Origin of the sequence: Pseudomonas sp. ATCC 13867 (genome assembly GCF_000349845.1) — a bacterium.
Lineage (GTDB): Bacteria > Pseudomonadota > Gammaproteobacteria > Pseudomonadales > Pseudomonadaceae > Pseudomonas.
Genome location: NC_020829.1, coordinates 2,896,184 through 2,910,493, shown reverse-complemented (window position 1 = coordinate 2,910,493; position 14,310 = coordinate 2,896,184). Strand labels below are relative to the sequence as shown.

The window sequence follows — 14,310 nt, the reverse complement described above, 5'->3', positions numbered from 1 at the left end:
CGTTATCCCGGCTTGCCGCTTTCCAGCCCATTTCCGAATGGCTACGCTTGGGCCTCAGGGAGCGGCCGGGCCCTCTGGACAAGAAGCAGGCCGCAGTCGGGCAAGGGGAGAGCGGGGAATGCGTCACGGAATGTTGCTGTGCTGTGTGCTGGCCTTCTGGCCGCTGGTGGGCTTCGGCGAGTCGTCCGGCAGCGAGATCGCCATCACCGACCGCGAGGCGGCGCCGGTCGAGCTGAGGATCGAGAACCGCAGCGTCATGACCTTCCGCGCCACCCTGCTCGGCGAAACCCCGGAGCTGCGGGCGCGCCGGGCCACGGCGGCGATCGAGGACGCCTTGCAGGGGCGCGGCGAGCTGAAGGTCAGTATCGACCCGATCCAGACCAGCTACATCGTGCTGCTGGGCTATAGCCGCGCCTTCATCGTCACCCCTCAGGATGTCGATCCGCCGGGCGCTTCGGTGCGGGTCGCGGCGGAACAGGCGGCCGACAACCTGCGCCGCGTGGTGGCCGAGAGCGGCGAGGCCCGCAATATCCGCTTCCTGCTCATGGCGCTGGGGTATTCGGCGCTGGCCACGATGATCTACCTGTTGCTGCTGCGGGGCGTCAGCGTGGGTCGGCGCCGGCTGTCCGGTCGCCTGCCGGGCCTGATGAGCCGGCACAAGCAGTGGCTCAAGCTGGGGCACACGCCGTTGTTCGACGTGCAGTACCTCTATTACCTGTTCGGCCGGCTGCTCTGGCTGATCTACTGGGTGGTGGTGTTCCTGCTCAGCTACCAGTGGCTGAGCTTCGTGCTGTCGCAGTTCCCCTTTACCCGTCCGTGGGGCGAGAGCCTCAACGTGCACCTGCTCGACCTCGTCCGCTACCTGCTCGATGGCATGCTCGGCGCCATGCCGGGGCTGGCGGTGGCGCTGTGCATCGTGCTGATCGCACGGGCCTTCAGCAGCTTTGCCCGGCGTCTGCTGCAACGCCTGGCGCGCCCCGGCACCCTGGGCTGGCTGACCGGGGAGACGCTGCAGCCGACCACCCGGCTGACCTCCCTGGCGATCTGGCTGTTCGCCCTGGTGATGGCCTATCCCTACCTGCCCGGCTCCGGCACCGAAGCCTTCAAGGGCGTCTCGGTACTGATCGGCTTGATGATTTCCCTCGGCGCCTCCAGCGTGATCGGCCAGGCCGCCGCCGGGCTGATCCTGACCTATTCGCGGACCCTGCGCGCCGGGGAGTTCGTGCGGATCGGCGAACACGAGGGAACGGTGACGGAAGTCGGCATGTTCAACACCACCATCCGCACCGGCCTGGGCGAGGTGCTGACCCTGCCCAACTCGATGATCACCGGCTCGGTCACCAAGAACTACTCGCGCATCGTCCACGGCCAGGGCTACGTGGTGGATACCGTGGTGACCATCGGCTACGACACGCCCTGGCGCCAGGTGGAAGCCATGCTGATCGAGGCGGCGCGGCGTACCGAGGGCATCCTCGAAAAGCCGGCGCCCCACGTCTTCCAGACCGCGCTGTCGGATTTCTATCCCGAGTACCGCCTGGTGGCCCAGGCCATTCCCAGCGAGCCGAGGCCCCGCGCAGAGCTGCTGAGCGTGCTGCACGCGAATATCCAGGATGTGTTCAACGAGTACGGGGTGCAGATCATGTCGCCGCACTACCTGGCCGATCCGCACCAGCCCAAGTGGGTGCCCAGGGAGCAGTGGTACAGCGCGCCGGCCCGTCCGCCGGGAGGCGATGATGTCGTGAAATGAGTAACGGCGCTCCGGGGCGCGACAGGCACAGTTGCGAGTCGGCGCTTGATTGCCTACACCTGTAACCGAAACGCGAACTCCAGGGTCGGTGGTCGTACTGGAGGCGGCATGCCAACGATGCTCACAGACAAGGGAAGAATGTCCATGACAAACAGAACCTTCAGCAAGGGTGCGATCTTCGCCGTTCTCGGCGCCGCCAGTCTCTTCGCCCAGGCCGACCAGGCCGGCGGCAATGGCTGCGGCTGGGGCAACATGGTGTTCGAAGGGCAGCGCGGCCTGTTCCCGCACCTGCTGGCCACCACCACCAATGGCACCTCGGGCAACGCCACGTTCGGCCTCACTTCCGGCACCAATGGCTGCAACTCCGACGCACGCCTGGGCTACGGCGGCCGCTCGGTGTTCGCCATGAACGGCATGCTCGACAACATCGCCGAGGACATGGCCAAGGGCCAGGGCGAGGCGCTGGACGCCTATGCGGTGCTGCTGGGCGTCGAGGCCAAGGACCGCGCCCACTTCGCGCAGGTCACCCAGCAGCATTTCGGCGACATCTTCGCCAGCAAGGACGCCACCGGGGAGGAGGTCTACCGCAACACCCTGGCGGTGATGCAGAAAGACACCGTGTTGGCGCGCTACGCCCGCCAGCCGGTCTGATCCAGCCGTCGCGAACGAATGCCCTCTTCGGAGGGCATTCGTGTTTCTGCGATTGGCGCGCGGCGCCGGGGGGCGCCTATCCTGATGCGTTGTTTCGTGCCCCAGGGCATTCGGGGCGTGGCGTTCCTTCAGCGGGAGACTCCCATGAACCTGCATCTCACAGACAAGCTCGCCCTGGTCAGCGGCTCCACCAAGGGCATCGGATTCGCCATCGTCCAGGGGCTGGCCCGCGAAGGCGCGCGGGTGATCCTCAACGGCCGCAGCCAGGCGTCGGTGGACGAGGCGCTGGGCCGGCTGCGCGGCGAACAGGCCGACGCGAAGGTCGATGGCTTCGCTGGCGACCTCTCCGATCCCCGGCAGATCGAGGCGCTGGTCAAGCGCTACCCGGCGGTGGACGTGCTGGTGAACAACCTGGGCATCTTCGATCCCAAGCCCTTCGAGGAGATTCCCGACGAGGACTGGGTGCGCTTCCTCGACGTCAACCTGCTCTCCGGCGTCCGCCTGTCCCGCGCCTACCTGCCGGGCATGAAGCAGAAGAACTGGGGGCGCGTGGTGTTCATCAGCAGCGAGAGCGCCATTCAGATTCCGCTGGAAATGATCCACTACGGCGTGACCAAGACCGCTCAGCTCGGCCTGTCGCGCGGGCTGGCGGAAAGCTGCGCCGGTACCGGGGTGACGGTGAACGCGGTGCTGCCGGGGCCGACCGCTTCCGAGGGCGTGGGCGAGTTCGTCGGCAAGCTGTCCGGCGGCCAGTCCTTCGAGGCGTTCGAAGCGGAGTTCTTCCGCACCGCGCGGCCGGGGTCGCTGCTGCAACGCTTCGCCCGCCCGGAGGAGGTGGCCAACCTGGTGGTCTACGTCTGCTCGGAGGCCTCGTCCGCCACCAATGGCGCAGCGCTGCGGGTGGATGGCGGCCTGGTGCGTTCGGCGTTCTGACTCAGTCGGCGCTGCGGCTCTCGAACTCCAACCCCTGCGCCAGCTCCCCGCAGCCGAGCCGGCCGAGCCACTGCTGCGCCTTCGAACCCGACAGGTGCGCCTCCAGGTCGGCCTGGCTGGCCCAGCGGGTCTGCACCTGCCAGCGATCGGCGGCCAGCGCCCGTAGTTCCCCGGACTGGCAGCCGGGCTGCTGGCGCACCTGATCCAGCAACTCGTTCAGGTGGGCGCCGAGTGCGGAACCCTGGCCGGGGAATGCCTGGACGCGGACGATGGCGATGGCGGACGGGGACATGGCGAGGCTCCTTTCTGCTGGCTGGGCGGGTAGCCATTGGGCGCTGGCGCCGGCGACCGGTAAAGACCGGAACCGGCTTTCAAAACCTTTCGCAGGATCGAGGGGCGTTCGCGAACCGCCTGGCGTCGTATGCGCCGGGGGCTGTTCGCGAGCGAGCTCGCTCCTACGGGAAGTCCAGGCGCCAGCGATGGGGTAGGTAAAGGTTAAGGCCGTGGCCGCGGGGACAGAACCGCCAATTCCCGGGAAAACCGCCGGACCAATCCTTCGCTATCGCGGAGCTGGGCCGAGTGGCGTCAACTCGCCGGAGCCAACGACCTCCCACCGGGTCAACCCCTGCCGGCGCTTCCCCCTCACCCCAACCCTCTCTCCCTGGGAGACGACTGCATGGATGCAGGAGATAGAGCGACGCAGGATGCCAAGCCGAGGGTCGGGGTGAGGGCCGCCCCGAGCGCAGATATATCTCGTAGTAGCGGACTCCCTTTTCGAATGAACCGTTACGCAGGCACGGTTGGGGGCATTGATCGCAGACTCCGTCCGCTCCTGCCGCAGCAGAGGCCCCTGCGATCCTCGCGCGGCCAGATCAACCCAACTGCTGCAGCAGGTCGCGCACCTTGTCCAGCGCCGGGTCGATGTCCAGGGTGTCGATGGCGCCGAAGCCCAGCAGCAGCCCGTCGCGCACCGGCGCCTGGTCGTAGAAGGGCGCCAGGCCATACAGGCCGACCTCGACCTTGCGCGCCAGCTCCATCAGCAACGGCACGTTGGTCGGCTGGCGCAGCAGGGCGCTGAGGTGGAAGCCGGCCACCGAGGGCACTGCTTCCAGCCAGGGCGCCAGGTCGCCGTCCAGGCGGGCGAGGATGCGCTCGCGGCGACCGGCGTAGATGCCGTGGCAGCGGCGAATGTGCTTGAGCAGGTAGCCCTCGGCCATGAACTTGGCCAGTGCCCATTGCGGCAGGGTGGAACTGTGCCAGTCGGAAATCTGCCGGGCGCGCACCAGCGCCGGGAACAGCGAGGGCGGCAGGATCAGGTAGCCCAGGCGCAGTTCCGGCAGCAGCACCTTGGAGAAGGTGCCGACGTAGGCCACCACGCCGTGGCGGTCCAGGCTCTGCAGGGCGTCGCTGGGGCGCCCTGCGTAGCGGAACTCGCTGTCGTAGTCGTCCTCGATCACCAGCGCGCCCAGCTCCACCGCCCGCGCCAGCAGCGCCTCGCGGCGCGCCGGGCTCATCGGCATGCCCAGCGGGAACTGGTGCGAGGGCGTGGTGTAGATCATCCGGGTGCCGTCGGGAATCCGCTCCACCTGGATGCCCTCGGCATCCACCGGCACGCTCACCACCTCGGCGCCGAGCATGCGGAACAGCAGCCGTGCCGGCGGATAGCCAGGGTCTTCCATGACGACCTTGTCACCGGGGCGCAGCATCACCCGTGCCAGCAGGTCCAGTGCCTGCTGCGCGCCGTTGCAGACCATCACGTCGTCCAGCTGGCAGTTCACCCCGCGCGCATAGGCGATGTGCCGGGCGATGCCGTCGCGCAGCGGGGTGATGCCCTCGGGGCGGCTGTAGTGCCCGCGCGGGGTATTCATCTGGCGCATGGCATAGTTCACGCAGCGCCGCCATTCCTCCTGGGGAAACTGCAATTGGGTGGTGGCGCCGCCGATGAAATCGGCCTTGGCCGTGCCCTCGGCGCCGGGGTGGGTGAGGCGCGGATTGAGACCGGCCCAGTGCTCGATGTTGGCCTGGCTGGCGAAGCGGAAACTGTCCTGGCGCCGGTCGTTGCGGGGAATCCGCGCGTTGACGAAGGTGCCGCTACCGACCTTGCCCACCAGCACGCCTTCGTAGGTGAGCTGCGCGTAGGTGTCGGAAATGGTCTTGCGCGAGATCCCCAGTTGTTCGGCCAGCAGGCGGCTGGGTGGCAGCCGGGTGCCGGCGGCGAGGCGGCCGGAATCGATGGCGTCGCGCAACTGGCGGTAGAGTTGCCCGGCCAGGTCTTTCTGGCCGTGGATGATCAGGTGAAGCTCCAAAGCTGGCTCCGGCAGGCAGGGCAGAACGAAAAGAGTAGCGCCGGGGGGAATGGCCGGTGAAGTTGCGCGATGAAATTTCCCCGAATTGGCCACCGGAGAAGCGTCCGGCACCGCGCACAATGGGGGTGTCCATCCCCGAGGAACCCGCCATGCAGCCACGCCTGGATTACTACACCGCATCCCCCGAGGCCCTGAAGGCGGTACTGGCCCTGGAGGCCGCGATCTTCGAGCTGTCCGTCGAAAGGCCCTTGCTGGAACTGGTGCGTCTGCGGGTCTCGCAGGTGAACAACTGCGCCTTCTGCGCCGACATGCACGCGATGGAAGCCCGCCGCGCCGGAGAGACGGAGCGGCGGCTGTTCGCCGTGAGCGTCTGGCGCGAGTCGCCGTTCTTCACCGAGCGCGAGCGTGCGGCGCTGGACTGGTGCGAGGCGGTGACTCTGCTGTCCGAGTCGAAGGTGCCGGAGGCGGTGTTCCTGCACGCGCGGGAGCAGTTCAGCGAGCGCGAGCTGGTGGACCTCACGGTGGCCATCGGCGCGATCAACGTCTGGAACCGCCTGGGTGTGTCCTTCCGCCAGTTGCCGCCGGCCTGACTCGACGCCGCTGGCTCTGCTTTTCGTAGGAGCGAGGGAGCGCCTGGTCCTTGCTCGCGAATGGACTTACCGGCGGCCACGGTCTTGGGGCTGTTCGCGAGCAATGACGATGGCGTCCCCCTCGCTCCTGCAAGGTGCAGCTCGGCGCAACGGCAGGCAGCACAGCGCCCCGACCAGCAAGGCGCCCGCGGCGGCGCCCAGGGCCGGGAGGAAGCTGCCGGTCAGCCCGCGCAGGGCGCTGGCCGCCAGCGGCCCGACGATCTGCCCGACGCCATACAGCGCGGTCATCGCCGCCAGCATGTTGAAGCGCACCTGGCCGGCTACCGCGCGGGCCGCCGGCATGGCGATGGTCACCGTGCCCATGAAGCTGCCGCCCACCAGCACCGCGCTGCCCAGGTAGAGGAAGACCGATTCGCCCAGCGTCGGCAGCATCACGCCCACCGCCTGCACCAGCAGGTTCAGCGCCAGCGCGCGGCGGCTGCCCAATCTCAGGTGCAGCCGGTGCCAGAGGAAGCAGGAGGGCACTGCGCCCAGGCCGAACGCGGCCCAGACCTGCAGCGGGTCGATGGCGCCCAGGCCGCTCTTCATCAGCAGCGGCAGGTAGGTGGCGGTGATGATGTAGCCGAAACCGGCCAGCCCGTAGACCAGCAGGATGATCGGCGCCGGCAGCGACGGCGTCTGCTTGCCGTCCGTTGCGGCTGGTTGCGTGCTCGGTGGGCCCGAGTGCCGCAGTGCCGGAACGGCCAGCAGCGCCAGCACCAGACCGGCCAGCGCCAGCACGCACCAGATCGCCGCGCTGCCCAGGCCGAAGGCAGTGCCGGCGACGATCAGCTCGGCGGAGAGCAGGATGCCAAGGCCGACCCCGGCGAACATCAGCGGCGCCCCGTGGGTTTCGCCCATGCTTTGCAGCAGCCACTGCGCCGCGCCCACCAGCGTCATGGCGCTGAGCACGCCGGCCAGCAGGCGCACGCCGACGGCGAAAGCGATGGGCGCCGGGATGGCCATCGCGGCCAGGGCGACCAGCGTGCCGGCCAGCGCCAGCACGCAGATGCGCGCGGCATGGCGTTCGTGACTGCGTGCCAGGAGCAGGGCGCCGAGCAGGTAGCCGGCGTAGTTGGCCGAGGCCGCCAGGGAGCCGCCCGTGACGCTGAGCAGGCCGTCACGCACCATCAACGGGTAGAGCCCGGTGAAGGCGAAGCGGCCGAAGCCCATGCCCACGGCGAGGATCAGTGCCGCCGACAACGCGGCGGGCAGGCGACGCGGGGCATTCATGGCCGTGCCTGCAGGGTTTCCCGCCAGCGCTGGAAGGCGCCGGTGGCGTAGCCGTCGCGCCAGATCAGCAGGGTGTCCACTTCCATCAGCGGCACCACCCGCAGATCGGGCATGTCCCGCTGCAATTCCAGCACCGAGCGCGGCAGCACGCCGATGCAGGAGCCGGCGTTCACGCAGGCGAGGATGCCGTGGTAGGAGCCCACTTCCTGCACCGCCAGCGGCGCGCCCTTCAACCAGCGTTCGGCCAGTTGGCGGTAGGTGCAGCCTCGGGTGAAGCCGACCAGGGTGCGGATCTGCACATCCTCGGGCCTGTTCACTGGCGGATGGTCGCCCGGCAGCACCAGCAGCAGTTCCTCGCGGAACACCGGCTCGGCGCGCAGGCCGCGTTCCAATCGAGAGTCGAAGCCAGGGTCGGCACGGAGGATGTCCGGGTGGGCGATCAGCGCGCAGTCCAACTGGTGGTTCAGCACCTCGCCGATCAGTTTCTGGCTGTGCCCGGTGGTCATGTGCAGCTCCACCTCGGGGCAGGTGCGGTGAAAGCGCGCCAACGGCTCGGGCAGGCGGCTGGCGGCGCTGGCTTCCATGCTGCCCAGGCGCAGGCTGCCGGTGGCGCTGTCCGGGTGCAGCGACTGGCGCGCCTCGGCGGCCAGGGCCAGCAGGCGTTCGGCGTAGACGAGAAATTCCCGGCCCTGGTCGGTCAGTGCCATGCGCTTGCCGTCGCGCAGGAACAGCGCCGCGCCGAGGTCGTCCTCGAGCTGGCGGATACGCGTGGTGACGTTGGACTGAACCCGCTGCAGGCGGGCGGCGGCGCGAGTGACGCTCTGCTCCTCGGCCACGCAACGGAAGATTTCCAGACTGGAGAGATCCATGATCTATCTTCGTTAGAGAATTTGTTGCGAAGAATATTCTCTCCATGAGATCGTAAGTCAAGCGATAGCAAGCCAGCGGCGATTTCGCCGGACCGACGATGAGGACCCCGTCATGCGCATCACTGAACTGCTCGGCATCCAGCACCCCATCATCCAGGCGCCGATGGTCGGCGTATCCACCCCGGCGCTGGCGGCGGCGGTGTCCAATGCCGGCGGCCTGGGCTCCATCGGCCTGGGGGCGAGCAACGCCACGCAAGCCCGCGCCCTGCTGGAGCAGACCCGCGCGCTGACCGACAAGCCGCTCAATCTCAACCTGTTCTGCCATCGCCCGGCCGTGGCCGATCCGGCGCGCGAGGCCGCCTGGCTGGAGCACCTGCGGCCGCTGTTCGCCGAGTTCGATGCGCAGCCGCCGGCGCAGATCAGCGAGATCTACCGTAGCTTCCTGAGCGATCCCGAGATGCTCGACTTCCTTCTCGACGCGCGCCCGGCGGTGGTCAGCTTCCATTTCGGCCTGCCGCCGCAGGACTGGATCGACCGCCTGAAAACCGCCGGCATCCGCCTGCTGGCCACTGCCACCTGCCTGGCGGAAGGCCGCGCCATCGAGGCGGCGGGCATCGATGCCATCGTCGCCCAGGGCTACGAAGCCGGCGGCCACCGTGGCGTATTCGAGCCGGAGAAGGACGCGCGTATCGGCACCTTCGCGCTGGTCCGCACGCTGGCAAAAGGTACCGGCCTGCCGATCATCGCGGCGGGCGGGATCATGGATGGGCAGGGCATGCGCGCGGTATTCGAGCTGGGTGCGCAGGCCGTGCAGATGGGCACGGCGTTCATTTCCGCCAACGAATCCTCGGCCAACGCCGCCTTCAAGGCCGCGCTGCGCGGTGAGCGAGGGGAGCGTACCGAAGTGACAGCGGCGATCTCCGGCCGTGCGGCGCGGGGCATGGTTAACCGGCTGTTCACCGACGTGGGCAGCGCGGATGCGCCGGCGCTGCCGGACTATCCCATCACCTATGACGCGGCCAAGGCACTGACCGCCGCGGCGGCCGCCAAGGGCAACACGGACTTCGCCGTGCAGTGGGCCGGGCAGGGCGCGCCCTTGTCGCGGGAGATGCCGGCGGCGGAGCTGATCTCGACCCTCATGGCCGAGTTCCGTGCCGACGTAGGGGGCAATCTGTAGGAGCGAGCTTGCTCGCGAACAGAGTCTCAGACGGAGTCGGTGTTGTGCGGTTCGCGAGCAGGCTCGCTCCTACAAGAGCATCCGAGTCAGCGGGCGCCGACGGCCGCGGCGGGTTTCTCCCGTGGCCGCCAGAGTTCGGCCAGCAGCACGCCGGCCAGGGTCAGCGTGCCGCCGATCAGGTGGTAGTGGGTCAGGCGCTCGTCCAGCGCCACGGCGGCGATGGCGGCGGTCAGCACCGGCAGCAGGTTGAAGAACAGCGACATGCGGCTCGGCCCCATGCGCGCCACACCCTGCATCCACGCCAGCGCACCGACGATGGAGGCCAGCAGCGCGGCGTAGAGCACCAGCGGCAGGTTCGCGGCGGTCAGCCCCTGGTGCGGCGAGGCCAGGTACAGCGGCAGCAGCGCGAGGATCGCCACCAGCACCTGCAGGTAGAGCATCACCAGCGGCGGCAGCCGCAGGTTCCATTTCTTCAGCAGTACTCCATACACGCCGTAGGCGAGGGTGGCGACGATCATCATGCCGTCGCCCAGGTTCACGCCGTGACTGAGCAATTGCCGTGGATTGCCCTGGGTGATCACCAGCAGCACGCCGCCCAGCGAGACCAGCGCGCCGAGCAGCGCCGCGACGCTCATGCGGTGACCCAGCAACAGCGAGGCGAGGGCGAGGGACATCAGCGGCATCAGCGAAAGGATGATGCCCATGTTGGTTGCCGAGGTCAGCGCGGCGGCGTAGTAGGCCAGGCACTGGTAGACGGCCATGCCGAGCAGGCCGAGGGTGACGATCTTGCCCAGGTTGGCGCGGATCACAGGCCAGTGGGCGAGGGTGGCGCGCAGCAGGAAGGGCGTCAGCAGCAGGCCGGCCAGCAGCCAGCGGAAGAAGCCGATCTCCGCCGGGGCGATCTGTCCGACGGCGAGCTTGTTGACGACGGTGTTGCCGGACCAGATGACCACGGCCAGCAGGGGGAACAGGTAATTCATGGAGGAACGCTTCCGGGATGACGGTGTGTATTGTCGGGTCGTCCGAATCAAGACGTATAATGAATTTCAGACAATCCACCCCGGCATTCGGACATGACCCGCGCACTGCCGCTCCCGCTTCCCGACATCGACCAGTTGCCCGCCGACCTGTACTTCCGCTACGACGAGTTCGACGCCGGCACCCATTCGCCCAGCCATCGCCATGCCTGGGGCCAGCTCAACTACGCCTCCCACGGGGTGATGGAACTGGAGGTGGATGGCCAGCGCTTCCTTTCGCCGCCGCAGTACGCCGTGTGGGTGCCGCCGGGGCGCGAGCACAGCTGCTACAACCGCCAGGCCATCGTCTACCGCTCGCTGTACGTGTCCGCCGAGGTGGCGCGCAAGCTGCCGGAGAACCCTTGTACCCTGGCCATCAGCGATATCCTCAAGGCAATCCTCTCCGACTTTGCCGCGCGAGGGGTGAACATCCCGCAGAGCGACGCGGACCGGCGCCTGGCCGCCGTGGTGATCGACCAGTTGCAGGCCGCGCAACCCCACGACGATTACCTGCCCTACGCCAGCAGCGGCGCGCTGGGCGAAATGCTGGCCGCGCTGCAGGCCGAACCCGGCGACAACCGCACCCTCGCGCAATGGGCCGAGCGTGTGCACAGCACCGAGCGCACCCTGGCGCGGGCCTGTCAGCGGGAGCTGGGCATGTCGTTCGGCGAATGGCGCCAGCGCCTGCGCTTCCTGGCGGCCATCGAGGCGCTGGCGTCGGGGGAAGGGGTACAGCAGATCGCCTTCAACCTGGGCTACAGCAGCCCGTCGGCCTTCATCGCCATGTTCCGGCGCCTGGCCGGCACCACGCCGGAGCAGTATCGAGCGGCCTTCCGCGCGCTGGCGGAAGGCTGAGGCCAAGAATCTGTTCAGAATCTCGCCGAGCGCAGTCCGGGCTGGCGCAGGCAGATCATGGACGGGTTCTCAAACCCTGCCGTCCTCCAGGCCCTTGAGGGTCTTGCGGCAGTGCACCAGCGCGTCGCGCACCATGAAGTTCACCAGGGTCGGGGAGACACCCAGTTCCTCGGCGATTTCCTTCTGCGTGCGGCCGTGCAGGCGGTACATCTCGAAGGCGTAGCGGGTGCGCTCGGGCAGGGCGCGCAGGGCGCTGGAGATGGCTTCCAGGGTCTGCCGGTCCTCGTGCTCGGCTTCCGGCGAGGCGGAGGGCGTCGGGATGTGCATGCCTTCCTCCTCGCTGCCGGCGTAGCGCTTTTCCAGCGCCTGGCGACGGTAGAGGTCGATGGCGAGGTTGCGCACCACGCGCATCAGATAGCCGCTCTGCGACTGGATGCCGGGCGCGAGCGCGGATCCGTTGAGCTTGAGGTACGCATCGTGCACCACGTCTTCGGCGTGGCTGCGGCAGCCGAGGATGCGTGCGGCCGCATTGATGAAAGTCTGCCGGTGGGTAGCGAACAGCTCGTGGAGAGCAGGACGCGATTCGGCGGGCGCTGGCTTGGACATGCAAGGTTTCCTATGCGACGGAGGGGGCGTCCACATGGGTTGAGGCGGCCAATCTAGTTCAAATGATAATTATTATCAATTTATTCGAGAGACTCCGACTATCGCTCTACGACGGGGTTCCCGCACAGCGCGAGGAAATTTCATGCATCTGCTGGTGAACTGCCGGCTTGACGGAACCGTTGTCGATTATCTTATGAGAATTAATCTCATACGAGAACACTAACTATTTCTCGAGCTCCCTCGTCTTCATGGCAGAACCGGCAAAACCACAGGCATGGCCTTGTGCCGGCACCCCATGCAGCGAAGGAGAACGAGCGATGGCATTCGATCGCGAAGACGCGGTGTACAAGGTCCTGGTCAACGGCGAGGAGCAGTACTCGCTGTGGCCGGACTACAAGGAAGTCCCCGCCGGCTGGCGCGAAGCCGGCCAGCAGGGCAGCAAGGCCGATTGCCTGGCCTTCGTCGAGCGCAACTGGACCGACATGCGTCCGTTGAGCCTGCGACAGAAGATGGCCGAGGGGCAGTAACCCATGCTGCGCCTGCTCTGCCTGCCGTACTCCGGCGCCAGCGCGATGGTCTATGCGCGCTGGAAGCGCCAGTTGCCGGTCTGGGTCGACGTCCGTCCGGTGGAACTGCCCGGCCGTGGCCGACGTTTCGCGGAAAACCTGCAGACCGACCTGCGCGGCCTGGCCGACCAGCTCGCCGGCGAGGTCTCCGCGCACCTGGAGCAACCCTACGCGCTGTTCGGCCACAGCCTTGGCGGCCTGCTGGCCTTCGAACTGGCCCATGCCCTGCGCCAGCGCGGCCTGCCGACGCCGCAGGCGCTGTTCGCCTCGGCGGCCTCCGCGCCGTCATGCCGCGACAGTCACCGCGAACTGGCCGAAGAGCAGAGCGACGCGCAGTTGATCGAGCGCATGCGCCGCCTCGGCGGCACCCCCAAAGCGGTGTTCGCCGACGAGGAAATGCTGCGCCTGACCCTGCCGGTGATGCGCGCCGATTTCCTCCTCTGCGGCCGCTATGACTACCGCCGTCGCCCCCAGTTGTCCTGCCCGATCCATGTGTTCGGCGGCAAGGCCGACCGGATTTCGGTGGAATCCCTGTCGGCGTGGCAGGACGAAACCCGCGCCGGCTTCTCCCTGGAAATGCTCGACGGTGGGCACTTCTTCCTCAACAGCAGCGAAGCGCGCCTGCTCGAACTGATGCTCGGCCACCTGCGGCCGTCGAATCAGCCGAGCGACGCGGCACTGGCCTGAGCGCCCCGCGCGGAGAATCCCGATGCTCACTTCCTCCTTGTTCGACATCGCTCCCCTGGCGCAGGCCCGTGGCGGCTTGCCCCTGCGGGTGCAGGCGCGCGGCGAGGGCATCGACCTGCTCGATGCCCTCGCCGAGCTGCGCCCACTGGTGGCGGAGCGCCTGCCGGTGTGCGCCGGCATCCTCTTCCGTGGCTTCCAGGTCGGCGCGCCGGAGCGCTTCCGCGAGTTCGCCGCCGGCTTCGGCCATCCGCTGCTCAACTACGAGTTCGGCTCCACGCCGCGCAGCAACGTCACCAGCGGCGTGTACACCTCCACCGAGTACCCGCCGCACCAGCACATTCCGCTGCACAACGAGCAGGCCTACACCCGCGAGTGGCCGATGAAGATCTGGTTCTACTGCGTGCAGGCCGCGCAGAACGGTGGCGAGACGCCGATCGCCGACAGCCGCGAGATCTACCGCCGGGTCGACGAGGGCATCCGCCGCCGCTTCAGCGAGCGTGGGCTGATGTACACCCGCAACTTCGGCAACGGCCTGGACGTGGCCTGGGAGCAGGTGTTCAACAGCAGTGACCCGGCCGTGGTCGAGGCGTACTGCAAGGCCCACCGGATCGGCTGGGAGTGGAAGGAAGACGGCGAATTGCGCACCCGCCAGGTCTGCCAGGCAGTCGCCCAGCACCCGGTCACCCGGGACTGGGTCTGGTTCAACCAGGCGCACCTGTTCCACGTTTCCAACCTGCCTGCGGATGTGCGCGAGAGCCTGCTGGAAATCGTCGACGAGGAAGACCTGCCGCGCAACGTCTACTACGGCGACGGCAGCCCCATCGAGCCCTCGGTGCTCGACGAAATCCGCGGCGTGCTGGAGGAGGTCAAGGTGAGCTTCCCCTGGACCAGCGGCGACGTCCTGATGCTCGACAACATGCTCGCCGCCCATGCGCGCTCGCCATTCAGCGGGCCGCGCAAGGTAGTCGTGGCGATGGCAGAAGGCTTTGGGGCTGACGCAGGAGTCTGAAGCCTGCACGGATAGCTCCCTCTTCC

15 protein-coding genes are annotated in these 14,310 nt (G+C 68.0%); 9 read left to right on the top strand and 6 right to left on the bottom strand.

The window, feature by feature from the left end; genetic code table 11:
• Positions 1 to 118: 118 nt before the first annotated feature.
• From H681_RS12945 to H681_RS12935, 3 genes are all read left to right on the top strand, one after another.
• Complete coding sequence (locus tag H681_RS12945; RefSeq protein ID WP_041711977.1) at positions 119 to 1,747, top strand: mechanosensitive ion channel family protein; 1,629 nt, start codon at positions 119 to 121, stop codon at positions 1,745 to 1,747.
• Between the two features lie 144 nt (positions 1,748 to 1,891).
• The gene (locus H681_RS12940) at positions 1,892 to 2,398 is read left to right on the top strand and encodes a DUF3015 domain-containing protein (RefSeq protein ID WP_015477316.1); all 507 of its coding nucleotides are present in this window, start codon (positions 1,892 to 1,894) and stop codon (positions 2,396 to 2,398) included.
• A 144-nt stretch (positions 2,399 to 2,542) separates the two neighbouring features.
• The gene (locus H681_RS12935; protein WP_015477315.1) at positions 2,543 to 3,331 is read left to right on the top strand and encodes an SDR family NAD(P)-dependent oxidoreductase; all 789 of its coding nucleotides are present in this window, start codon (positions 2,543 to 2,545) and stop codon (positions 3,329 to 3,331) included.
• A gap of 1 nt (position 3,332) precedes the next feature.
• On the opposite strand, the gene H681_RS12930 is transcribed toward H681_RS12935, so the two are convergent.
• Together H681_RS12930 and pdxR are read right to left on the bottom strand one after the other, a co-directional pair.
• Complete coding sequence (locus tag H681_RS12930; protein ID WP_015477314.1) at positions 3,333 to 3,623, bottom strand: putative quinol monooxygenase; 291 nt, start codon at positions 3,621 to 3,623, stop codon at positions 3,333 to 3,335.
• Between the two features lie 580 nt (positions 3,624 to 4,203).
• A complete protein-coding gene (gene pdxR, locus H681_RS12925) occupies positions 4,204 to 5,637 on the bottom strand; it encodes a MocR-like pyridoxine biosynthesis transcription factor PdxR (protein WP_015477313.1) in 1,434 nt (477 codons plus the stop codon).
• Between the two features lie 149 nt (positions 5,638 to 5,786).
• On the opposite strand from pdxR, the gene H681_RS12920 reads away from it, so the two are divergent.
• Positions 5,787 to 6,227: a carboxymuconolactone decarboxylase family protein gene (locus H681_RS12920; protein WP_015477312.1), complete on the top strand. Its 441-nt coding sequence runs from the start codon at positions 5,787 to 5,789 to the stop codon at positions 6,225 to 6,227.
• Between the two features lie 66 nt (positions 6,228 to 6,293).
• On the opposite strand, the gene H681_RS12915 is transcribed toward H681_RS12920, so the two are convergent.
• A complete protein-coding gene (locus tag H681_RS12915; RefSeq protein ID WP_015477311.1) occupies positions 6,294 to 7,499 on the bottom strand; it encodes a YbfB/YjiJ family MFS transporter in 1,206 nt (401 codons plus the stop codon).
• On the bottom strand, positions 7,496 to 8,368 hold the full coding sequence (locus H681_RS12910) for a LysR family transcriptional regulator (protein WP_015477310.1): 873 nt from the start codon (positions 8,366 to 8,368) through the stop codon (positions 7,496 to 7,498). The genes H681_RS12915 and H681_RS12910 overlap by 4 nt, the downstream gene beginning before the upstream one ends.
• A gap of 112 nt (positions 8,369 to 8,480) precedes the next feature.
• On the opposite strand from H681_RS12910, the gene H681_RS12905 reads away from it, so the two are divergent.
• Complete coding sequence (locus tag H681_RS12905; protein WP_015477309.1) at positions 8,481 to 9,545, top strand: NAD(P)H-dependent flavin oxidoreductase; 1,065 nt, start codon at positions 8,481 to 8,483, stop codon at positions 9,543 to 9,545.
• Between the two features lie 86 nt (positions 9,546 to 9,631).
• Here H681_RS12905 and H681_RS12900 read toward each other — a convergent pair whose 3' ends face one another.
• Positions 9,632 to 10,525: a DMT family transporter gene (locus tag H681_RS12900; RefSeq protein ID WP_015477308.1), complete on the bottom strand. Its 894-nt coding sequence runs from the start codon at positions 10,523 to 10,525 to the stop codon at positions 9,632 to 9,634.
• A 93-nt stretch (positions 10,526 to 10,618) separates the two neighbouring features.
• Here H681_RS12900 and H681_RS12895 point away from each other — a divergent pair, with 93 nt between their 5' ends.
• Positions 10,619 to 11,416, top strand: a complete 798-nt coding sequence (locus tag H681_RS12895; RefSeq protein WP_015477307.1) for an AraC family transcriptional regulator — start codon at positions 10,619 to 10,621, stop codon at positions 11,414 to 11,416.
• Positions 11,417 to 11,485: 69 nt separating this feature from the next.
• On the opposite strand, the gene H681_RS12890 is transcribed toward H681_RS12895, so the two are convergent.
• The gene (locus H681_RS12890; protein WP_015477306.1) at positions 11,486 to 12,022 is read right to left on the bottom strand and encodes an RNA polymerase factor sigma-70; all 537 of its coding nucleotides are present in this window, start codon (positions 12,020 to 12,022) and stop codon (positions 11,486 to 11,488) included.
• Between the two features lie 317 nt (positions 12,023 to 12,339).
• Here H681_RS12890 and H681_RS12885 point away from each other — a divergent pair, with 317 nt between their 5' ends.
• From H681_RS12885 to H681_RS12875, 3 genes are read left to right on the top strand one after another with little or no spacing between them, the layout of a single operon-like run.
• Positions 12,340 to 12,549, top strand: coding sequence for an MbtH family protein (locus tag H681_RS12885; RefSeq protein ID WP_015477305.1), 210 nt, complete (start codon positions 12,340 to 12,342; stop codon positions 12,547 to 12,549).
• A gap of 3 nt (positions 12,550 to 12,552) precedes the next feature.
• Entirely contained in the window at positions 12,553 to 13,275 is a 723-nt protein-coding gene (locus tag H681_RS12880) for a thioesterase II family protein (RefSeq protein ID WP_015477304.1), read from the top strand.
• A 22-nt stretch (positions 13,276 to 13,297) separates the two neighbouring features.
• Complete coding sequence (locus H681_RS12875) at positions 13,298 to 14,284, top strand: TauD/TfdA family dioxygenase (protein WP_015477303.1); 987 nt, start codon at positions 13,298 to 13,300, stop codon at positions 14,282 to 14,284.
• Positions 14,285 to 14,310 lie beyond the last annotated feature (26 nt).